18 protein-coding genes are annotated in these 20,985 nt (G+C 71.8%); 13 read left to right on the top strand and 5 right to left on the bottom strand.

Going from position 1 to position 20,985, the window contains the following annotated elements:
* The first annotated feature begins 281 nt into the window (after positions 1–281).
* The 3 genes from WME82_RS21685 to WME82_RS21675 are packed head-to-tail and all read left to right on the top strand — an operon-like array spanning position 282 to position 2,397.
* The gene (locus WME82_RS21685) at positions 282–959 is read left to right on the top strand and encodes a hypothetical protein (RefSeq protein ID WP_438044343.1); all 678 of its coding nucleotides are present in this window, start codon (positions 282–284) and stop codon (positions 957–959) included.
* Positions 956–1,366, top strand: a complete 411-nt coding sequence (locus WME82_RS21680; protein ID WP_437300945.1) for a hypothetical protein — start codon at positions 956–958, stop codon at positions 1,364–1,366. The genes WME82_RS21685 and WME82_RS21680 overlap by 4 nt, the downstream gene beginning before the upstream one ends.
* The gene (locus WME82_RS21675; protein WP_438044342.1) at positions 1,363–2,397 is read left to right on the top strand and encodes a hypothetical protein; all 1,035 of its coding nucleotides are present in this window, start codon (positions 1,363–1,365) and stop codon (positions 2,395–2,397) included. Before WME82_RS21680 ends, WME82_RS21675 begins: the two co-directional genes overlap by 4 nt.
* Before the next feature lie 45 nt (positions 2,398–2,442).
* Here WME82_RS21675 and WME82_RS21670 read toward each other — a convergent pair whose 3' ends face one another.
* Positions 2,443–3,945, bottom strand: coding sequence for a sulfatase (locus tag WME82_RS21670; RefSeq protein ID WP_438044341.1), 1,503 nt, complete (start codon positions 3,943–3,945; stop codon positions 2,443–2,445).
* Positions 3,946–4,022: 77 nt separating this feature from the next.
* On the opposite strand from WME82_RS21670, the gene WME82_RS21665 reads away from it, so the two are divergent.
* The gene (locus WME82_RS21665; RefSeq protein WP_437916976.1) at positions 4,023–5,120 is read left to right on the top strand and encodes a hypothetical protein; all 1,098 of its coding nucleotides are present in this window, start codon (positions 4,023–4,025) and stop codon (positions 5,118–5,120) included.
* A 24-nt stretch (positions 5,121–5,144) separates the two neighbouring features.
* Complete coding sequence (locus WME82_RS21660; RefSeq protein ID WP_438044340.1) at positions 5,145–7,238, top strand: hypothetical protein; 2,094 nt, start codon at positions 5,145–5,147, stop codon at positions 7,236–7,238.
* A gap of 87 nt (positions 7,239–7,325) precedes the next feature.
* Here WME82_RS21660 and WME82_RS21655 read toward each other — a convergent pair whose 3' ends face one another.
* The gene (locus tag WME82_RS21655) at positions 7,326–9,203 is read right to left on the bottom strand and encodes an aconitase family protein (protein ID WP_438044339.1); all 1,878 of its coding nucleotides are present in this window, start codon (positions 9,201–9,203) and stop codon (positions 7,326–7,328) included.
* A 538-nt stretch (positions 9,204–9,741) separates the two neighbouring features.
* On the opposite strand from WME82_RS21655, the gene WME82_RS21650 reads away from it, so the two are divergent.
* The 5 genes from WME82_RS21650 to WME82_RS21630 all read left to right on the top strand — a co-directional run bounded on the left by WME82_RS21650 (position 9,742) and on the right by WME82_RS21630 (position 16,641).
* Positions 9,742–10,089, top strand: a complete 348-nt coding sequence (locus tag WME82_RS21650) for a roadblock/LC7 domain-containing protein (protein WP_272099801.1) — start codon at positions 9,742–9,744, stop codon at positions 10,087–10,089.
* Positions 10,086–10,553 carry a type II 3-dehydroquinate dehydratase gene (locus WME82_RS21645; protein WP_437748006.1) on the top strand — a complete coding sequence of 156 codons (468 nt, stop codon included), beginning with the start codon at positions 10,086–10,088 and terminating at the stop codon, positions 10,551–10,553. Before WME82_RS21650 ends, WME82_RS21645 begins: the two co-directional genes overlap by 4 nt.
* A gap of 39 nt (positions 10,554–10,592) precedes the next feature.
* Positions 10,593–11,114, top strand: coding sequence for an acetyl-CoA carboxylase biotin carboxyl carrier protein (accB, locus tag WME82_RS21640; protein ID WP_438044338.1), 522 nt, complete (start codon positions 10,593–10,595; stop codon positions 11,112–11,114).
* Between the two features lie 21 nt (positions 11,115–11,135).
* Entirely contained in the window at positions 11,136–12,482 is a 1,347-nt protein-coding gene (gene accC / locus WME82_RS21635; protein ID WP_437747373.1) for an acetyl-CoA carboxylase biotin carboxylase subunit, read from the top strand.
* Between the two features lie 319 nt (positions 12,483–12,801).
* Positions 12,802–16,641: an FAD-dependent oxidoreductase gene (locus WME82_RS21630; RefSeq protein ID WP_438044337.1), complete on the top strand. Its 3,840-nt coding sequence runs from the start codon at positions 12,802–12,804 to the stop codon at positions 16,639–16,641.
* Positions 16,642–16,774: 133 nt separating this feature from the next.
* Here WME82_RS21630 and yhbY read toward each other — a convergent pair whose 3' ends face one another.
* Positions 16,775–17,077 (bottom strand): ribosome assembly RNA-binding protein YhbY, encoded by a 303-nt coding sequence (gene yhbY / locus WME82_RS21625; protein ID WP_437747371.1) that lies wholly within the window; start codon positions 17,075–17,077, stop codon positions 16,775–16,777.
* Positions 17,078–17,451: 374 nt separating this feature from the next.
* Between yhbY and WME82_RS21620 the strand changes: the two genes are divergently transcribed.
* The 3 genes from WME82_RS21620 to meaB all read left to right on the top strand — a co-directional run bounded on the left by WME82_RS21620 (position 17,452) and on the right by meaB (position 19,709).
* Positions 17,452–18,246 carry an arginyltransferase gene (locus WME82_RS21620; protein WP_438044336.1) on the top strand — a complete coding sequence of 265 codons (795 nt, stop codon included), beginning with the start codon at positions 17,452–17,454 and terminating at the stop codon, positions 18,244–18,246.
* A gap of 62 nt (positions 18,247–18,308) precedes the next feature.
* Positions 18,309–18,566 carry a hypothetical protein gene (locus WME82_RS21615; RefSeq protein ID WP_438044335.1) on the top strand — a complete coding sequence of 86 codons (258 nt, stop codon included), beginning with the start codon at positions 18,309–18,311 and terminating at the stop codon, positions 18,564–18,566.
* 66 nt (positions 18,567–18,632) lie between these two features.
* Positions 18,633–19,709 (top strand): methylmalonyl Co-A mutase-associated GTPase MeaB, encoded by a 1,077-nt coding sequence (meaB, locus tag WME82_RS21610; RefSeq protein ID WP_437873264.1) that lies wholly within the window; start codon positions 18,633–18,635, stop codon positions 19,707–19,709.
* 42 nt (positions 19,710–19,751) lie between these two features.
* Here meaB and WME82_RS21605 read toward each other — a convergent pair whose 3' ends face one another.
* Positions 19,752–20,033, bottom strand: coding sequence for a hypothetical protein (locus WME82_RS21605; RefSeq protein ID WP_438044334.1), 282 nt, complete (start codon positions 20,031–20,033; stop codon positions 19,752–19,754).
* Positions 20,034–20,187: 154 nt separating this feature from the next.
* Positions 20,188–20,949: an endonuclease III gene (gene nth / locus WME82_RS21600; RefSeq protein ID WP_438044333.1), complete on the bottom strand. Its 762-nt coding sequence runs from the start codon at positions 20,947–20,949 to the stop codon at positions 20,188–20,190.
* Between the last annotated feature and the right edge of the window lie 36 nt (positions 20,950–20,985).

The raw sequence follows: 20,985 nt of genomic DNA, 5'->3' as shown, positions 1-20,985 counted from the left end.
CGCGTCGCGCTGGCGCGCGGCGCGCGCAGCGCCGACGGCTGTGCGGCGGTGCCTTGCCTGCCTCGGGTGCTTGAATTGCTCACGGTGGTCTCACCATGCAGGGTCCGGTCCGCAGGTGAAGCGGGCGGATACGCAGCGGAGGCGAGCGCCGTGCCGGAGGCGCGCGGCGCCGTCGCCGCCGTCGCCGGGCGGCGATGCCGCGGAGAGGCTCGCGCGGCGCGCGGCCGGGACGCAATTGAGCGTGCCAGCGGGCGCTGCCTCGGGGTAGAAGGCTCGTGGCCATGCTGGAACTCCGGACCGGGCTCGCGCTGGTGGCGGTTCTGCTCGGGGCATCCTCGGGGCGCGCCGCCGCGGCCCAGCCCGCCGCAGACCGCGGCGCCGAGGGGGCTGCGGCGCCGCTGCCCGGCGAGGATCGCGGCGGCGCCGAGCTCGATGCGTACCGCGCGCTCGCGCGGCCACCGGGGACGGCGGGGCGGGTCGTGTCGACCGTCGCGATGGGGAAGGGGATCCGGTTCAACAACCCCTACCGCCTGCAGACGCAGCTCGGCGAGACGGCGGAGTCGTTCTCGCTCACCGCGGGGTACCTCGATCTCGGGGTCGCGCTCGCGCTGGGGCCGGCCGACGGCGTTCAGCACGGCGGGGCGCTGCGCTTCTCGGTCGCCGTCGGCGGCGTCCCGCAGGAGTCGCTCACGCCGAGCTACTTCGTCGCTTACCGCGGCCGCTCGCGTGTGCTCGGGTACGGGCGGCTCGGGGCGGCGATCCTGATCGAGCCCGACGTGAACGTCGGAGGCGAGCTCGCCCTGGGGCTCGGGTATTCCCTGCTCGCGGGCGTCGCGCTCTCGGGCGAGATCGTCGGGGATCTCTTCTATGGCGCCGCGACGTACGACGCGGCGTACACCGTCTACCCCGTCGTCTCGGCGCAGCTCGGGCTCATGATCGATCACGAGCTCCTGCCATGAGCTTGCCGGAGCGCGAGCGTCGTGGCGGGCGCCCCCGGGCGAAGGAGATCGCCGGCGTGGCGGCGCTGCTGCTCTTCGTGGGCATCGCGCCGGTGGTCGGCGACATCGGCAGCTGCGGGCAGGCGCCGGAGGAGCTCGACCCCTACAAGTTCTTCGCCCTGAAGGCGCAGATCGACTGCGCCCGGTGCGACGAGTGCGGCCTGCGCACGCGCGCCTGCGACGCCGCCTGCGCCTTCGAGGCTGCGCCGGAGCTCCCGGCCGGCTGCTATCCGCTGGTCCACGACGGCGAGGTGTGCCTGCACAAGCTCAAGTTCGCGAGCTGCGACGAGTACCGCGGCCACATGGCCGACGAGGGCGCGTCGACCCCGACCGAGTGCAATTTTTGCCCACTGGAAGAGGCGCCATGAGCGGGCGTGGCGCAGTCGCTTCCCGCCGACGCCTTGCGACTTCCGCTCGGAACTTCTCGTTCGCGGCGCTCGTCGCGGTCCTGTCCGGGTGCGCCTCGAAGCCGGCGCTCCTGGCGAGCTACGACGACTACGCGGCGTACCGGGCGACGCGCGTGTCGAGGACCCTCGAGGGGCGGCTCTCGGCGGCGTCGGCCTACCTGGAGCGCCATCCGCGCGGGGCCTTCGCCGGCGAGGTGCGCGCGTACCTCACGCGGGCCGAGCCGATCTATTACGCAGCGAAGCGCAGGACGGCCGCGGGCCTCACCGCGTACCTCGCGACGTTGCCCAGGGGCGCGTTCCGCGACGAGGCGACCCACCGGCTGCGCGAGCTCGTCCGAGAGCGCAGCGCCGGCGACGTCCTCTCGCGCGCCGCTCAGGAGACGGAGGCGCAGCTCGCGACGCAGCGCGCGGATCGCGCGCGGGTCGGCGAGGAGGTCACCGCGTGGCTGCGCCGGTTCCTGGACAGGCGGGCGTGGGGGCGGCCCCTCGCAGAGGCGCCGGCGGAGGTGATCGTCCCGTTCAGCCTGGCGCTGCCGCCTCCCCGCTGCGCGCCCGCCGACGAGCGCGCCGGCCCGGGCGCAGCGGTCTGCGCGAAGCGGATCCCGCTCTGGTTCGTCGTGACGGCCGAGGGCGAGAGCGCGCCCCGGCAGGCGGAGATCGAGGTCGCCGTCCTCGAGGACGCGGCGGGCCGCCCGATCGAGGTCGCGATCCGCGGGCCTGCGCTCTTCACGCGCCTCGAGGAGGCGCGCTCGGCGCGCGAGGTCGCCCCGGACGACGCGATGGGCCGCATCGGAGGCATCGCCCTGGCGGTCGAGCTCGCGCGCAGCGCCTTCGCGGCGCGCGTCTCGGGCGATCCGTCGTGCGGCCGCCAGGCGGTGGCGCCCGTCGTGCTCCACCTCGAGTGCGAAGGCGCCCGCCTCGTGGCGCGCGCCGGGATCGAGGCGGGCGAGGACGACGTCCTGACGCTCACCGTCGCCCCGCCGGCGCGCTAGCGCTGGCCCTCGGCGGTGCCAGCGCGCGGCGCTCCGCTCCGCGCGCTAGCACCGCTTGTTGCTCTTCTTCCCCTTGAGCTTCGCCGTGTTCTTCGGGCACACGTCCTTGATGGCCGCGGAGCGCTCCTTGTAGAGCGCCTTCATCTCCTCGAAGACCTGCGCCTGCGTTCGCTTGAGATCCTTCGTCTCCCCCGGATCCGCGACGAGGTCGAAGAGGTCGAACGCGTCGTCGTCGCCGTACGCGATGAGCTTGTACTGCCCGTGGATGAGCGCCCTGCGCCGGTCGTTGTCGCTCGTGCGCGGAAGATCGACGATGACGTCGCGCGGCTCCGGCGTCGCGCCGTGGAGCTCGGGCACCAGGCTCTTGCCCGGGAAGGATGGCTCTGCCGGCGCGCCGGTCAGCTCCAGGATCGTCGGCGCCAGGTCGATCGAGCTGCGAGGCACGTCGATCCGGCGCGGGGTGATCCCGGGCGCCTGGATCATCAGCGGCACGTGGGTGAGCACGTCCCACACCTCGAAGCCGTGGCGGAACATCTTGTGCTCGCCGAACGCCTCGCCGTGGTCCGCGGTCACGAGGATCGCCGTGTCCTTGGCCCACGGCTGCTGCGCGACGAAATCCAGCAGCTTGCCGACGTGCATGTCGGTGAACCTGACCTCCCCGTCGTACTTGTCGCGGGCGCGCTTGCCGAACGTCGGGATCCCCTCGTGCGTCATGTACACGTCGTGCGGATCGAGGAAATGGAAGTACGCGAAGAAGGTGCCCGAGGTGTTCGCCTTGTCGGAGAGCATCTTCATCGCGAGCTCGAGGTGCCCCGGGCTCGTGACGTTCCGGTCGGTCGTGTTGTCGGCCGAGAGCCCCGGCACGATCTCGTACACGTCGAAGCCCTGACGGAAGCCCGCCTTCTGGTCGAAGTAGAAGTGCGCGTGCGCGCTCATCGTCCGCACCCCGGCCCTCTGCAGGAGCTCCGGGAACATGACGACGCTGTCGGGGTAGTTGCCGAAGAAGTAGCCGCTGCGATCGACCTCGCTCGGGTACCGGCCGGCGAGGAAGCCGCCGACGCTCATCGAGGTGTACGACGAGATCGCGTAGTGGCGCGTGTAGCTGACGGACTTCTTCTCGAACGCGGTGAGCACGGGCGCGATGTCGCGCTCGTAACCGTTCCACGGCATGTCCGCGCGCAGGCTGTCGATCGAGACCACGAGGACGTTCAACCTCTCGCGCTGCCCTGTCGGCGCCCCGGCGGTGCCGTCCTTCCTGTCCGTCGCGGCGGTCGTCCCGGCGCTCTCTGCCGTGGCGGCCGGCGCCGCCGCCGCGGGCTCCTGCCGTGCCGCGGGCTCCGGCGTGCGCGCGGGCGGCGGCTGGCCGTCGCCGTCGCGAGAGCAGCCCGCCCCGGCGCTGGCGAGCGTGAGCGCGAGCGCCGCCGTGAGGCGACGGCGGGCCAGGCGCGGGGGCGCCATGGACGAGAGGGCCGGCGAGGACGGCGCCCGTGGGCCTTCCGGTCCCCAGGCGCGCATGGGTGAAGCGAGCGTGTGCATGGCCGCGTGCATGGCCGCCGTCTTACTCCGACTCGCGCCGCTCCGCCAAAACCGCACACCACGGGCGAGTTCCGCTATGCTCTCGGGTCATGGCCCCGGTCCCTCGGAACCCTCCGCCGCTGCCGCCCTCGGGCCGATCGCAACCGGGGGGGAGGCCGGCGCACGAGCCGCCGAGGCCGCTCCCGCCCGACGCGCCGCGGCGCGTCGGCGAGCACGTCAGCCAGGCGCTGAAGGACCACATCACCGAGATGGCGCTCGGCCTGCTCGAGGAGCAGATGCAGGCCCGCATCGTCCACTACCGCGCCGATCTCGAGACCAACCCCGAGCTCGACGCGGTCACCGCGCAGGTCGTCGCCCAGCTGAAGGTGATCCAGGCGTCGGCCGGCGCCGGGGATCGCGGGGCGAAGAACCGCGACGCGATCCGTGACGCGCACGAGAAGACGCTCTGCGCCCTGCTCGAGCGGGTCATCCGCGAGGACGGCATCTCGCTGCTCGTCGAGCGGCGGCTCAAGAAGATCCACAGGAACCTCGCCCGCCTGTTCTTCCAGTCCGAGCTCCACGAGAAGACGCGCGGCCGCGACGGCGCGCCGAAGGTGATCCACCACGGCGAGCAGGCGCTCTTCTACGTGCTGACCCGCTACAAGAACCGGATCGAGGCCGAGCTCGACGGCTTCGAGTTCGCGTCGGAGGACGCGCGGGAGCAGTCGTTCGAGCTGCTCGCGAAGCTGACGAAGGACATGCAGGACGCCTTCCTCGCGCGCCGATCCAGCGAGCTCAGGCGCATCGTCTCGGTGGTCCACGCCGTGCTCGTCGACTTCTTCAGCGTGCAGCTCGCCCAGAGCCTCGGCGAGATCTCCGCGCGGGTCGTGCAGGACGCGCGTACGTTCGAGGGCAGGGCGTACGCGTACAAGCTGACGAGCGAGGCGTTCCCTCGCTTCCGCGCCGCGTTCGAGCGCCACCTCATGGTGATGCTCGTCGGCTTCGCCGAGGACGAGCTGGTCGCCCAGCTCGCCGACACCGCGGGCGCCGAGCGCGACGAGACGATCCTCTTCATCACCGATCCCCACCTCTTCAGCATGATCTGCGGCGAGGTCTGTGAGGGGCTCTACGAGTTCCTCTGCAACGAGGGCTTTCTCGACCTGCCGCCCGACTGGCGTCGCGCCTCGACGGCGCCCTCCGACAGCTGACGCAAGCGAAACCCAGGGACATCCATGAGACGGTACGACGTCGCGCGAGCGGGCTCCGGCCTGCTCCTCGCTCTCACGCTGCTCGCCGGTTGCGCGCGTGGCCCCGATATAGACGCCTCGGGGCTCGCGCTGCGGCGCGTGGTCATCTACAGGAACGGCGTCGCGTATTTCGAGCGCCGAGGGCTCATCGACGCCGATCAGGTGACCTTCCGGATCCGCAAGGAGAAGGTCGGCGACTTCCTCGCGACGCTCGCGGTCATCGAGGCCGGCGGCAGCAGCGTCCGGAGCGCGTCGTTCCCTGTCGAGGTCGACGACGGATCTGGCGAGGACGAGGCCCCGCCGGAGCCTGGGCCCGAGGTGACGACCGTGCCGCCGCCGAAGGACAAGGGCGCGGCGGCGGCGAAGGAGCGCGACGACGACCACGAGACGGTCAAGCTGACCCTCGACGGGCGGGAGCACGATCTCGTGATCGGCTACGTGGCGGAGACGCCGGTGTGGAGGCCGTCGTACCGGCTCGTGATGGGGGCGGGCGGGGCGCAGGGCGCAGCGCCGCGCGCGGACTCGAAGCAGGCGCACCTCCAGGCGTGGGGCATCGTGCAGAACCTCTCGGGCGAGGACTGGAAGGGGGTGAAGCTGTCGCTCGTGGCGGGCGCGCCGCTCGCGTTCCAGGCGACGCTCGACCAGGCGGCGATCCCGCCGCGCCCTGTCGTCAGCGATCAGGGCGAGGTGATCGCGTCCGTGCCGACGAGCGAAACGACGCTGGCCACCGAGGCCGCGCCGCCGCCACCGCCGCCCGTCGCGCCGGCGCCCATGGCGCCGGGCGACGCCGCCGAGGAGTACGCGTCCGCAGACGAGGCCGAGCCCGAAATGGAGAAGGGCGGCGGCGGCAGGCTGCGGTCCGCGAGGCGGGCAGCGGTTGCCACGGTCCCCGCCGCGAAGCCGAGCGTGAGGCTGAACAATCGCGAAGACACGCGCGCCGGCGGGCAACACGCGGGGCCCCAGTTGAAGCAGTCAGCGCCGGCGGCGGCGCCGGCGCCGCCGCCCATGGCGATGAACCCCTCTCCGCCGCGCAACATGAGCGCCCTCGCCGCGGTCGCGATGGAGGCGGGCACGACCCGCTACGATATCCCGTTCCCGGTCGACATCCCCGACAAGAGCGCGACGATGGTCCTGCTCCTGGCCAGGCAGGTGCCCGGCGAGTCGATCTTCCTGTTCGCGCCCGACGGCGGCGTGCCCGCGTCGAGCTCACACCCGTTCCGGGTGGCGCGCTTCACGAACGACACGAAGGGGCTGCTGGAGCGCGGCCCCATCGCCGTCTTCGAGAACGGCGCGTTCCTGGGCCAGGGCATGGTCGAGCCGCTGCCGCCGGGGGCCACGACGACGGTGCCGTTCGCGCTGGAGCGGGGCCTCGCCGTCGACACGACGCGCGAGGAGAGCGCGGAGGGCGCGCGCATCGCGAAGATCGAGGGCGGCGCGCTCGAGATCGAGCGCGACTGGGTCACGCACACGAAGTACGCCGTCCGCAACGGCGCCGACCTCGCGGCGAGGACGCTCGTGAAGCACCCCCGCTTGCACGGGACGCGCCTGCACGCGCCCCCGAAGGGCACGGAGGACAACGTCGGCACGGGCAGCGCGCTCGTGCCGATCGACGTGCCGCGGCGGGGGACGGCGGTGCTCGACGTGGACGAGCGGCGGATCTTCCGGCAGCAGATCGACTGGCTCGGCCAGCTCGCCGACGACGCGGTGCAAGGCTACCTGAAGGACCCGCGCGCCGACGCGGCCGTGGCCAAGCAGCTCGGTCAGGCCTGGGACATCCGGGGCAAGCTCCGCCCGGCGATCGACGAGCGCGACAGGATCCTCGCCGAGCAGCAGCGCCTCGAGCAGCAGAGCCACGAGCTCCGCCAGAACCTCAGGGCCATCGAGAAGAACAAGACAGCCGACGAGCTCCGCCGCGACCTCACGGATCGGCTCGCGAAGGCGTCGGCGCGCCTCGACGAGATCACGAAGCGCGTCATCGTCCTCGAGATGCAGATCAACGAGCAGCAGATCCGCTTCCGCGATCTCACGAACGAGATCAAGCTCCTCGCCCCGCTGGCCCCCGTGCGCGCGGCTCCCTGAGCGCTGCTGTCCGGCTCCCCGGTTCCCGGTGGAAGGCGGCTCCCCGCTCCTGTGGGAGGCGGCCTCGCCACCGGGATCTCGGCCCGGCTACCTCGCTGGTTTGCCCGCGCTGGGCGGTTGCCGCACGGTGCCTGCGTGGGTCCAGCTCCGCTCCATGCCGGTCGCGAGCCAGGCCACCTCGACGCGCTCGCTCCCGAAGATCGCCGCGACGCGATCGCCCCACTGCGCGGGGGCGGGGAGCTCCACGCTCTTCTGGTCCTTGATGCTGCCGAGGGCCTCCGTGCCGACGAGGAACGTGGCGATCCCCTCGCTCGCGAACGCCGACACCGCGGTGCTCGGGACGAAGGGCGCGACCACCGCGCGCACCGTCGAGAGATCGGTCGCGCGCTCCGCGACCGCCCGCACCTCGTCGAGCGTCGACAGGACGAGCGCCACGCCGCCGGCTGGCTTCCCCTCCGCGGGCGCGGCCTGCCCCTGCTGGTCCGCGGCGGCCGCCGCGACCGGCGCAGGGGCGGCGCGCCCGCGCGCCCCGACCGCCGCGTGCCCGTTCACCTTCGGCACGCCGGCGAGCACGTCGAGCGTCAGCGGCCCCTTCCACGGCACCGCCGCGGGCGCTGGCGGCGGCTTCTTCGTGCTCACCTGCTCCCCCTTCTTGTCGCGGAGGATCAGCACGTCGTCGGTCGGCAGCGCCCGCGGCACCGTCACCCGCACCGGACGTTTGAACGACCGCGGATCGCCGACCGCGCCCGTGGCCACCGCGTAGGCCAGGGTCTCCGCCGAGGCCACGACGAACGACGGCGCCCCGGCGATGCGCGGCTCCGGATCCGCGGTGCGCAGCGAGAGGCTGCCGGGCGGCGGCGGGTAGATCTCCGACGTGACGACGCGCCTGTCCGGCTCGACGATGCGCGCGCCCGTCGCGACGAGATCGACGAGCGCGCCCGACTGCGCGAGCACCTCGAGCACCTGCCGCGACGGCGGCGCGACGAGCAGGTCGAGCCGCGACGGGACGCGCTTCGACTTGAGCAGCAGCGCCGCCGCGAGCATGTCGCGCAACGTCACGCCGGAGTCGCCTCCGAGGACGACCTGCGCCACGGGCTTGCCGGCGAGATCGCGGACGGGCCGGACCACGCCCTCCTCGTCCATGAGGAGCGGATCGACCGTGCCGAGATCGATCGAGACGACCTCCTCGCAAGGCGCGCCCGGGTCCGGCACGAGCGCGCGGTGGGCCTTCGACCTGCGCTGATCGCGGAGGAAGACCTCCGTCTTCTCGTCGCTCACGAACAGCGCCGCCGCCGCGCCGACCTGCGGCGCGATGCCGCAGAGCACCGCGCGGTCGCCCACGGAGAGGAGCCGCGCGCTCGGCCCGGCGAACTCGAGGATCACCGGCGCGTGGTGCTCGCCTTCGATGCGGCGCACCACCTCGTCGAGGTTCCTGCGGAGCAGCTCGAGGGCGACGTCCCGCGCGCAGACGAAGGGCCGCACCCTGCCCGAGAGGTGGATCTGCACGCTGCGGGGCGGCCGGAGCCAGACCGAGCCCGTGGCGAGCGCCTGCCCGAGCTGGCTCGGCGAGACGACGAGCGACAGCATGCCGATGCCGCCGACGGTCGTGAGGCGCGGGTCGTCCGTGAGGGCGAGCCGCGCCGGCGCCGCGAAGCGCTCCAGGTGAACGGGCGCAGGGAAGCCGATGCCGGGCCGCGCGATCGGGATGTTGTAGGTCGGGAACTCGGGCGACACCGAGTGCGGGCTGCCCTCGTCGATATCCGCGAGCGAGCTCGCGTCGGCCACGCAGGTGCCGTCGTAGGCGACGGCGACCTCGACCGGCGTCTTCTTCATGCCCGTGGCGATGGCCTCGGCCAGCGCGCGCGACGGCGCCCTGGAGAGGATCACCTGGTCGACCTTGACCTGGACGAGATCACCGCGCAGCTGAGGATCCGTCGCCCGCCCGGCGAGGATCTTCTGGGGCATCGTGCGGGGGGGATCCCCGGCTCGAGCACGCATAGATGTTGGGCCGTCCTTGTTTTTCTTGATGAGATGGCGGGTACGGCGCACGCCGCTCCCGACCACGTTTGACGTCGGCCCCCCGGCGAGACGCGCCGGTGGGATCCGCCTCCGGGCCTTGCCGCGAGGCGAAAGAACGGCCGCACGTTAGCCGCTCGCCTGGACGAGGGTCAAGGCGTGCTTTGGAGCGGGCCCCCTGGGGCGGGAATCGCCCGGCTGGGACCAGGATGCAAGAGGCAAAGCGCCCGCCCGGTCCAACGTTTCGCCGCGCTTCGCCTGTCGCGTCGTGTTGCGTCTGTTGCGCCTGTTGCGCCTGTTGCGCCTGTCGCGCTGGTCCACGATGGCAGGCGGCCGGTCGCCATCGGCCTGGCCGCGCGCGGCCGAGCGGGTCGGGCGACGATGAGGGGCGCCGGCTCTCCCGGGCCGCGGCGCGAGATGCCGGGCCAGGTTCGTTTGTTTTCCCGATCGTGCCGCGCTTGGGTAATCTCGGCGCATGTTCCAGGCCGTGCTGAAGGAAGTCGTAGAGAACACCGAGGGCGGCATCGCGACCCTTCTCATGGATTTCGAGGGGATCCCGGTCGACAGCTACTCCAAGCCGGGGGCCGCGTTCGACATCACCACCATCGGCGCGGAGTTCAGCGTCGTGTTGAAGTCGATCCAGCGCGCCGCCGAGATGCTCGACGCGGGCAACGCCGCCGAGATCGCGATCCAGGCGGAGAAGGTCACGACCCTGATCCGCGTCGTGAACAACTCGTACTTCGTGGCCTTCTCGATGACGCCCGACGCGAACATCGGCAAGGCCCGGTACCTCCTGCGCACCAAGGTGCCGGTGCTGCTGAAGGAGCTCGCCTGAGCGGCTTCAGCATCTCGGTCATCTCCGGGCCGAACCTCGATCGACTGGGCAAGCGCGAGCCAGCGATCTACGGCACGGCCACGCTGGATGACGTTCACCGCGCCGTCGAGGAGGCCGCGAAGGCCCGCGGCGCCTCGGTGTCGTGTATGCAATCGAACTGCGAGGGAGAGCTCGTGACCGCGATCAGCCACGCTGGCGATCGCGGCTTTCACGGCATCCTCCTCAACGCCGGTGCGTACACGCACACCTCCATCGCGCTCTATGACGCGATCCGCGCGAGCGCGCTTCCTACCGTCGAGGTGCACATCTCCAACCCGGACGGCCGTGAGCCGTTCCGCCGTCGCTCCCGCATCGCGCCTGCGTGCATGGCGCGCGTCGCGGGTTTCGGTCCGAGCTCGTACGTCCTCGGGCTGATCGGGCTGCTCGGGCATCTGGAGAAGCTGCGATCCGACGAAAGAGGTTGAACATGCGCCGTCACTCTGGTTGAAAGGCGGCAAACATCGATGGCCGAACGTCCTTCCATGAACATCAACCTCAAGCAGTTGCGGGCGCTGGTACGCATCTTAGAGAAGCGCAACGTGAGCGACTTCGAGTTCGAGGACGAACACGTTCGCATTCGCCTCACGCGCGGAGGCGTTGTCCCGCAGGGCGCGGCGCCGCATCTCGCGCCCGCCGCCTTCCAGATCCACAGCGCGCCGGTCGCGCCGCCCGCGGCGGCGCCTGCGCCGGCCGCCGCGCCCGCGCCAGCGGCCCCTGCCGCGCCGGCGGCGGCGAGCGACGAGGGGATCTCCTATGTGACGTCGCCGTTCGTCGGCACGTTCTACCGATCGCCGTCGCCCGATGCGCCCCCGTTCGTCGATGTGGGCAGCGCGATCCGCGTGGGTCAGGCGCTCTGCATCATCGAGGCGATGAAGCTGATGAACGAGATCGAGGCGGACTCTCCGGGCACGATCGTCGAGATCCTCGTCGACAACGGCAAGCCGGTCGAGTTCGGGCAGCGTCTCTTCAAGGTGCGGAGCAGCTAGCGCTGCCCGGGCGAGGGTGCCGTGTTCCAGAAGATCCTGATCGCCAATCGCGGCGAGATCGCGATGCGTGTCATCCGCGCCTGCCGCCTGCTCGGCATCCGCACGGTAGCCATCCACTCCGAGGCGGACGCCGCGGCGCTGCACGTCCGGTTCGCGGACGAGGCCGTGTGTGTCGGTCCGGCCGAGGCGTCGAAGAGCTACCTCAACATCCCGCAGATCATCGCGGCGGCGGAGGTCACGGGCGCCGACGCGATCCATCCAGGCTACGGGTTCCTCTCGGAGAACGCGAAGTTCGCCGAGCTTTGCAAGAAGTGCCGCCTCACCTTCATCGGGCCGACCGCGGAGGCGATGCGGACCTGGGGCGACAAGGTGTCCGCGCGCGAGGTCGCCAAGCGCTTCGGCATCCCCATGCTCAGCGGCACGGGCGTGCTCAAGAGCGCGGCGGACGCGGCCGAGCAGGCCGAGCGCGTCGGCTATCCGGTGATCCTGAAGGCCTCCGGCGGCGGCGGGGGCAGGGGCATGCGCATCGTCCGCGAGGCCAGCGAGGTGCAGCGCTCGTTCGAGATCGCGACGCAGGAGGCCCTGAGCGGCTTCAAGAACCCGGACGTCTACCTCGAGCGCTACGTCGAGGCGCCGCGCCACATCGAGTTCCAGGTGCTCGCGGATCAGCACGGGGGCGTGTGGACGCTCGGCGAGCGCGAGTGCTCGCTCCAGCGCCGGCACCAGAAGGTGATGGAGGAGTCGCCCAGCCCGGCGATGGACAACGAGAAGCGCTCCCGGATGGGCGACATCCTCCGGGGTGCGATCCTCGAGACCGGCTACACCGGCCTGGGCACGCTCGAGTTCCTGATGGATGAGCGAGGCGAGCTCTTCTTCATGGAGATGAACACCCGGGTCCAGGTCGAGCACCCCGTCACCGAGATGGTGACCGGCGTCGATCTGGTCGCGCAGCAGATCCTCGCCGCTGCAGGCGAGCGCCTCTCGCTGCCCGACACGCGGCCCTGGAGCTTCCGGGGCCATGCGATCGAGTGCCGGATCAACGCCGAGGATGCGCGCTCGTTCGTGCCGTGGCCGGGCCTCATCACGGAGTACCACTCGCCCGGCGGCGTCGGGATCCGCGTCGATTCCGGCGTGTACGGCGGTTTTCGCGTTCCCAGCTCCTACGATTCACTGGTGGCCAAGGTGATCGCGCACGGCGCGAACCGGGCCGAGGCGATCGCCAGGCTCCGGTGCGCGCTCGACGAGTTCATCATCGGCGGCATCCGCACGAACATCCCGCTGCACCAGGCGCTGCTGCGAGATCCGGAGGTCGTCGCGGGCAACATCTCGACGCACACGATCGAGCGCGTCGTCTCGCAAGGGTTCTGACGCGATGCGCTGCCGACCGCTCCGTCGAGGCCAGCGTCTCGGGGAGCCCGAGCGGGCCGGCGTCATGCGGATGGCCGCTGCGGGGTGACTCCGCGGCGGCTGCTCGTGGAAGCGAGCGGTGCTCGATGGAGATCGCCGTGGAGCACGCAGCCCTTGCGCGTTCGCCGCGCTGGCAAACGCAATCCGATTGCGATGATTGTTGCCCGAGCGACAGGTCGAAGGTGCGGCCTGGTGCTACTTTACGTCGCTCTCACGGCCGCGTGGGCAGGCCATCGTCGGGCGAGCGACCCCCTTGAAATGGAAAGCATTTGCCGCGGGTATGGAAGCGAACGCTGGAGTGCAGGCTGACTTCTCTTCGTGGGTGCAGGCGACCTCCGATGCCTCCGAGCTCGAGCTCGGGCTCCCTGGTTTCGGCTACGCCGATCTCTTCGACCCCGCGAAGCTCGCCGAGCTGACGGAGCGCTTCGAGGAGTATTTTCACGCAGCGGACGAGGGCGCCTACGCGCGCTTCGACGCGTACCGGGCCTCGCTGCGCGCGGCGCAGGCGGAGGCCTCCGGCGCCGAGGGCGGCGGCGCGGGCCGCCCCGCGCTCACGCCGGAGCAGGTCTCCGAGGCGCTCCTCGCGGCGGCGCCCCACGTCGGCAGCTTCGTGGCGATGCTCTTCCGGGTCGAGCGGGAAACGCAGGCGCAGATCGACGCGACCCTCGAGCGGAGCGCGCTCTGGGACTTCAAGCGCGAGTTCTCGAAGAAGCGCCTGTTCAAGCCGAACCCCGGGAAGGCGTGGCGGGGCACGCACGTCGAGGCGGCGCACGCGGCGCGGCGGTCCCTCGCGGCCATGGGCGCGCCTGCGAGCGCGCTCGACGGCGGCTCCGCCGCGGAGGAGCTCGCGATCGCGCGCGCGACGCTCGCCCTGATCGAGGTCGACGAGATCGCGCGCAAGGCCGCGAAGGCCGGCGGCGCGAAGTGGACGGACGAGCTCCGCGAGCGGGCGGCGAAGGTGCGCGCGGCGCTGCGGGAGGACCCGGCGCTCGCCGAGGGGGTGGCGCCGGCGGCGGCGGTCGCTGGCGCGGAGCCGACGGAGGCCGAGGACGGGGCGGTCGTGGCGCTCGCGCTGGACGCCGTCGAGGCGTGGCTCGCGGCGCGCCGCGCGGACGAGCACGATCCGGCGCGGCGGTGGCCGACGCTGAAGGCGCCGCGCACGCTCGACTACCAGGAGCTCGTCCAGCTGCAGAGGAAGGGCGCGAACGGCAGCCCGGGCTCCGCCGAGCTCCTCGTCGGCCCCGAGCACGAGCGGAGGGATCGCGACGGCTTCGTGCTGACGGACCGCCGCGCGCCGCCCCGCGAGGTCGAGAGCCAGGTCGACTACTGCCTCTTCTGCCACGATCGCGACAAGGACTCGTGCTCGAAGGGCCTGCGCGACAACAAGACCGGGGCGATCAAGGCGAACCCGCTCGGCGTCGAGCTGAACGGCTGCCCGCTCGACGAGAAGATCAGCGAGATGCACACCATGCGGGGGCGGGGCGAGTCGATCGCCGCGCTCGCGCTCGTCTGCGTCGACAACCCGATGTGCCCCGGCACCGGTCACCGCATCTGCAACGACTGCATGAAGGCGTGCGTCTTCCAGAAGCAGGAGCCGGTGGACATCCCGCAGATCGAGACCGCGGCGCTCACGGACGTGCTGTCGCTCCCGTGGGGCCTCGAGATCTACGGGTTCCTCACGCGCTGGAACCCGCTCGACGCGCTGCGGCCGCACGCGCTCCCGTACAACGGCAAGAACGTGCTCGTCGTCGGCCTCGGCCCGGCCGGCTACACGCTGTCGCACCACCTCACGCGGCAGGGCTTCGCGTGCGTGGCGATCGACGGGCTGAAGATCGAGCCGCTGCCGGTCGAGCTCACGGGCGACGAGTCGCGCCCGCCGCGCCCGGTCAAGGATTTCAAGCGGCTCTACACAGAGCTCGACGAGCGCGTCCTCCTCGGCTTCGGCGGGGTGAGCGAGTACGGGATCACGGTGCGATGGGACAAGAACTTCCTCACCGTCCTGTACGTCACGCTGGCCCGGCAGCGGCTGCTCCGGATCTACGGCGGCGTGCGGTTCGGCGGGACGATCGATCTCGACGACGCCTTCCGGCTCGGGTTCCACCACGTCGCGATCGCGGCGGGCGCGGGGCGCCCGACGATCATCCCGCTCAAGAACAACCTCGCGCGCGGCATCCGCAAGGCGTCGGACTTCCTGATGGCGCTGCAGCTGGCCGGGGCCTACAAGCGCTCGGCGCTCGCGAACCTCCAGGTGCGCCTGCCGGCGGTGGTGATCGGCGGCGGCCTGACGGCGATCGACACCGCGACGGAGCTCGCCGCGTACTACGTCGTGCAGGCCGAGAAGACGGCCGACCGGCTCGACGCGCTGGTCGCGGAGCGCGGAGAGGCCGCCGTCCTCGCGATGTTCGATGAGGAGGAGCGGGAGTTCGTTGTCGAGCAGCGGCGCCACGCGGAGGAGATCCGCGACGAGCGCGCGCGCGCCGCGCGCGAGGGGCGCCCGCCGCGCTTCCAGGGCCTGATCGACGCGTGGGGAGGCGTCTCGCTGGTCTACCGGAAGCGGCTCATCGACTCGCCGGCGTACCGGCTGAACCACGAGGAGGTCGCCAAGTCGCTCGAGGAAGGGATCCGCTACGTCGAGAACCTCGCCCCGGTCGAGGCGGTGCTCGACGAGCGCGGGTGCGTCTCCTCGCTCGTCTTCGATCGGCAGGAGATCGTGGACGGCAAGTGGCGGAGCGCGGGGCAGGCGGTCTCGATCCCCGCCCGCACCGTGTGCGTCGCGGCCGGGACGAGCCCCAACGTCACGTACGAGAAGGAGCGCCCGGGCTCGTTCGTGTTCGACAAGTGGCGGCAGTTCTTCCAGCCGCACCGCGCCTACGTCGATGAGGGCGGAGCGCTCCAGGTGGAGCCGGCCAAGGCGAGGGAGGGCTTCTTCACGAGCTACAACGACGGCGAGCACGCGGTGAGCTTCTACGGCGACAACCACCCCCACTACGCGGGGAGCGTCGTGAAGGCGATGGCGAGCGCCAAGGACGCGTACCCGTCCGTCGTCGCGCTGTTCCGCCACGACATCGCCCGGCTCGGCGAGGAGCCGCAGGCCGCGCGCGACGCGCGGCGGCGCGACCTCTTCGCCCGCCTCGATCACGACCTCGGCGCGGTCGTCGAGCGGGTCCAGCGGCTCACGCCGACGATCGTCGAGGTGGTCGTGCGCGCGCCCGCGGCGGCGCGGAAGTTCGAGCCCGGGCAGTTCTACCGCCTGCAGAACTACGAGGTGCGCTCGCCCGTGATCCGCGGCACGCGGCTCGCGATGGAGGGCCTCGCGCTCACGGGCGCGTGGGTCGACAAGGAGAAGGGGCTGCTGTCGCTCATCGCGCTCGAGATGGGCGCGTCCTCCCGCCTGCTCGCCGCGCTGCGCCCGGGCGAGGAGGTCGTCGTGATGGGGCCGACCGGGACGCCCACGGACATCCCCGAGGGGGAGACCGTGCTGCTCGCCGGCGGCGGGCTCGGCAACGCCGTCCTGTTCTCGATCGCGAAGGCCCTGAAGGCGCGCGGCGACCGCGTGATCTACTTCGCCGGCTACCGGCGAGGCGAGGATCTCTTCAAGCAGGACGAGATCGAGGTCGCGACCGACCAGGTCGTCTGGTGCACCGACGGCGGCGCCGAGATCCCCCCGCGGCGCGCGACCGACCACCACTTCCGCGGCAACATCGTCCAGGCGATGAGGGCCTACGCCGAGCGCCAGCTCGGCGGCGAGCTGGCGGCCCTCTCGGAGGTCCGTCGCATCATCGCGATCGGCTCGGACAAGATGATGAACGCCGTGCGCGAGGCGCGGCACGGCGTGCTGGCGCCGCACCTGGATCCGAAGCACGTGGGCATCGCGAGCATCAACTCGCCGATGCAGTGCATGATGAAGGAGGTCTGCGCGCAGTGCCTCCAGCGGCACGTGGACCCGGAGACGGGCAAGGAGACGCTGGTCTTCTCGTGCTTCAACCAGGACCAGCTCATCGATCACGTCGACTTCAAGAACCTCGCCGCGAGGCTCCGGGCCAACACGGTGCAGGAGAAGCTGTCGAACGCCTGGCTCGATCACCTGCTGGCCGAGCGCCCCACGCTCCGGCACGTGTGACGCTGGCTCGGGCCTCGGCGATCCGAGGCCTCGCCGCCGCGGAACGTGGGAAGGCGGCCTCGGCAGCGCCTCGTCGGCTCGAGGCGCCCGAGGCCGCGCATGGTGGGATGCGCGGCCGCGCGCGCGTTCGCGATCAGCTGCCCGCGGGCAGTTTGATCTTCGGCTCCTTGGGGTGGCGCCGGTACAGCAGGATCGTCCGCCCCAGCGTCTGCGCGACGGCGGCTCGGAGCCGCTCGGAGAGGGTGTCGGCGACGTCGTCCAGCTCGTCCGGGCACTCGGTGCCCAGGCGTACCTTCACGAGCTCGTGCCGCTCCAGGGCGACGTCGACGGCCGCGACGACGCCGTCGGTCAGGCCGGCCTTGCCGAGCTGCACGACCGGGTCGAGGTGATGCCCCAGCGCGCGGAGGTGGCGGCGCTGCTTTCCTGTCAGATCCAAAGCGTTCGGCCTTTCTTGAGGCGGTCGCGCGATTCAGGCGCTCGATGGTCGAGGGGACGTCCCTGTCGCGGTCGCGCGCGCGGTCATACTGGCCTCCGGGCCAAGCGAAAAGGGCGCGCCGCTCGATCTCTTCGCACAACGCGTGAATCGCTCAAGCTCCAGCGCCGGCAAACCGGAGCATGTGGCATGTGAGGGGTGAACGTGTGTTTTCATGGGTAAATGTGAGATAATGGCCAGCGCGGCGCAAGCGGGCGGAGCTCACCAGGGGGCCCGGGCGCTCTGGGTTTTGCTTGACGTGGCCGTGCAACAGGCATCCCCTTGATCTAGCGGCCGGCAGCTCGACGGGGGGCTCGAGCGCTCGGATCGACACCGACATGGGCTCATCGAGCGAGCGAGATGCGGTAGCGGGGCAGGACGCCGAGCTCCCTCGGCTGGATGAGGGAGCGGACCCGATCGAGCTCACGGTCCATGACGAGGTGAGCCCCTGTCCGTACCTGCCTGAAGCCGAGGCGCGGATGCCGCTGCGCGTGCCCATCCGTCCGCTCACGCGTGCGGAGTTCGACCAGCGGCTCGTCGGGGGCAACCGCCGCCATGGCAAGCTGCTCTACCGCACCCAGTGCCCCTCCTGCCGCGCGTGCGAGCCGATCCGGATCGTCGTTCGTGACTTCGTCCCCGGCCGCACGCAACGCCGGGTGCTCCGCCGCGGCGAGCGGGTGGTGGACGTCGAGATCGGCCCGCCCGTGACCACCCGAGAGAAGATCATCCTGTACAACCGGCACAAGCACGGCCGGGGGTTGATGCGCGATGACGGTCCGCTCGGCGCCGAGGGGTACGAGGCGTTCCTCGTGGACAGCTGCTGCGAGACGTTCGAGATGCGCTATCGCGTCGGCGGCCGTCTCGTCGGGGTCGCCGTCGTGGATCGGGGGCAGGATTCGCTGTCCGCGGTCTACTCCTTCTATGAGCCCGAGCTCGAGCCGCTGAGCCCCGGTGTCTTCTCGATCCTGAAGCAGCTCGAGCTGTGCCGTTCCTGGGGCCTCCGGTACCTGTACCTCGGCCTTTACGTCGAGCGCTGCTCGCGGCTGGTCTACAAGGCCCAGTACCTGCCGCACGAGCGGCTCATCGATGGCCGCTGGCGGCGCTTCGAGCGGCAGCCGCCTGCGGCGCCATGACAGGAGCACGCCGCTGGATTTCGCGAGCGCGCCGCTCGGCGTCTCGTGGCAAGGACGTACCCATGTGGAATCGCGCTCTCGCTTTCACCTCGTGCGCTGTGCTCTGGGCTCTGCTCGTCGTCGCGTGCGGCGACACGAGGCCGATCTTCGACACCGCCGCCGGGGGCGCCGGCGGCGCCGGGGGCGCCGGCTCGTCGGCAGGTGGCGAGGGCGGAGCAGGCGGCGGTGAGGCCGGCGGCGGCGCGGCCGGCGGCGATGGCACGGCCGGTGGCGACGGCACGGCCGGCGGTGGCGGCACGGCGGGCGGCGGGGCGGGGTAGGCAGGCCGGCGCCGCGTTGCCCGCGGGCCGGTTGTGTTCCGGCATCGCCGGGCCTAAGCCGCTCGCGTGCATCCGCTCGCAGACAAGGTCCTCGCCCGCGACATGCGCGCGACGGCGCGGGCCTGCCGGCTCGTCGACGACCGCGTCGGCGACTACGCCGCGATCCTGAAGGATCTCTTCCCCCATACCGGCCGCGCCTGGGTCCTCGGCGTGACGGGGAACCCGGGGGCAGGCAAGAGCACGCTCACCGATCGGCTGATCAGCGTGTTCCGGGGGCAGGGTCGCCGGGTCGCCGTGGTGGCGGTCGATCCCACGAGCCCGTTCACCGGCGGCGCGATCCTCGGCGACCGCATCCGCATGCAGGCCCATTTCGGCGATCCCGACGTGTTCATCCGGTCGCTGGCGACCCGGGGCGCGCTCGGCGGGCTGTCGCGCTCGGTGGTGGACGTCGTGCGGGTGCTCGACGCCTGGGGCGCGGACGTCGTGGTGGTCGAGACCGTCGGCGTCGGGCAGGACGAGCTCGAGATCACCCGGATGGCGCACACCACCCTGGTCGTCGCCGCGCCGGGGATGGGCGACGAGGTGCAGGCGATCAAGGCGGGCATCCTGGAGTGCGCCGACGTCTTCGCCGTGAACAAGGCCGACCGGGACGGGGCCGACGTGGCGGTGCGCGATCTGGAGCTCATGATCGCGCTCGGCGGCGAGGTGGCTGCGGCGTCCGGACGGGCGCGCGGGCACAGCGCCGCGGCGCTCCACGCCCGCGCGCAGAGGGCGCCCTCTCCAGGTGGCGAGCCCGTCGAAGGTCCGTGGGAGCCCGTGATCGCGCGGACCGTGGCCACACGTAACGAGGGCGTGGCGGCGCTCGTGGACAAGCTGGAGGGGCACCGGGCGTGGCTGTTCGGGACCGAGGCCGGCGCTGCGCGCCGAGAGGAGCGCCTGCGCGAGGCGATGCACGTGCAGCTCCGCGACGCGCTCACCGACGCCGCCGTCGCTGCGCTCGGTCCCGCGCTCGAGGCCGCGGTGCATGCCGTCGCGCGGCGCGAGGTCGACCCCTACACGGCGTCGGAGCGGCTCGTCGCGGTCTTCCGCAGCGCAGGCGCCGTCACGGCTGGCGCCGCCGTCGCGCCCGGCGGCGGGACCTGAGCGGCGGCCAGGAGGCCGGCTCAGGTCGACCGCGAGGCAGCGCTAGTCGATGCAGCGATCCAGCGCGTCTTTCTCGTATTTACAGGACGTACTCCACTTATCGTCGCGGTTGCACATCCCGGTGTCGTCCTCGCACTCCAGGAGAGCGTCGTACTGGTCGACGCAGCCGCGGCGGTCGGCGTCTACGTACCTGTCATCGTAGCGATCGAGGCAGTCCCCGTACTCGCGGTCGCTGCACCCCTCGCAGTCGCACTTGTAGTCGCAGAGATCGTCCTCCAGAGGGCTGCACGCCGCGGTGAAGAGGCAGGCAAGGGTGAGGATCATGTGCGAAGCCTTCATTGGCCCAAGGTTATCCCGCGTCCGCGGCTCCAGCGCGATAAACAGCTCGCTGGGCATCGAGCGACGATGAGCCGCGTTCGCCTGCTTCCCACCTCCCGCCGGTGCGCTCGACACCCACTTTGCGCAGCGCGGCTGGCGCTCACGGCGCGGCGCCGCGGCGCCGTGGCGGCTTGCGCCCCACGTTCTCTGCGCGGAACGCGCTCGGGCACGCGTCGCTGACCCCGCAACCTCCGCACGCTGGCTTCCTCGCGAAGCAGATCCGGCGGCCGTGGAAGATCAGCGTGTGGGACAGCATATCCCAGTCGCGCCGCGGGAAGAGCGCGACGAGGTCGCGCTCGATCTGCTCTGGCTTGTCGCTGGTCGTCCACCCGAGCCGCTGCGACAGGCGCTGCACGTGGGTATCGACCACGACGCCCTCCGGCGCTCCGAAGGCGACGCCGAGCACCACATTCGCCGTCTTGCGCCCGACGCCAGGCAGCTTCACGAGCTCGGCGAGCGTCCTCGGCACCTCGCCGCCGTGCCGCTCGATGAGGCCTCGCGCGAGCCCCACGATGTTCTTCCCCTTCTGGTTGAACATGCCCATCCCGAGCCGCTTGAGGAGCGCGCCCACCTCGGCGGCATCGGCGCTGGCGAGGGCGCGGGCGTCGGGATACGCGCCGAACAGGTGGGGTGTCACCTTGTTGACCAGCACGTCCGTCGTCTGGGCGCTGAGCACCGTCGCGACGAGGAGCTCGAACGAGGATCGATGATCCAGCTCGCAGTGGGCGTCCGGGTGCAACGCGCGCAGCCGCGCGAAGGTGGCCGGAGGCGTGCTCGGCGCTGCGCGTGCCGGCGTCGGACGAGCCGCGTCGGCGGCCGCTGCCGCCTTCCTGGGACTCGGCTCGCGCGTCTTCGCCGCCATGGAAGCTCCCTTGCGAGCCGCCTTGTCCGGCCGCTT

The organism is Sorangium sp. So ce128, from assembly GCF_051525245.1.
Classification (GTDB): Bacteria; Myxococcota_A; Polyangia; order Polyangiales; family Polyangiaceae; genus Sorangium; species Sorangium cellulosum_B.
This window is presented reverse-complemented; position numbering and strand designations above follow the sequence as displayed.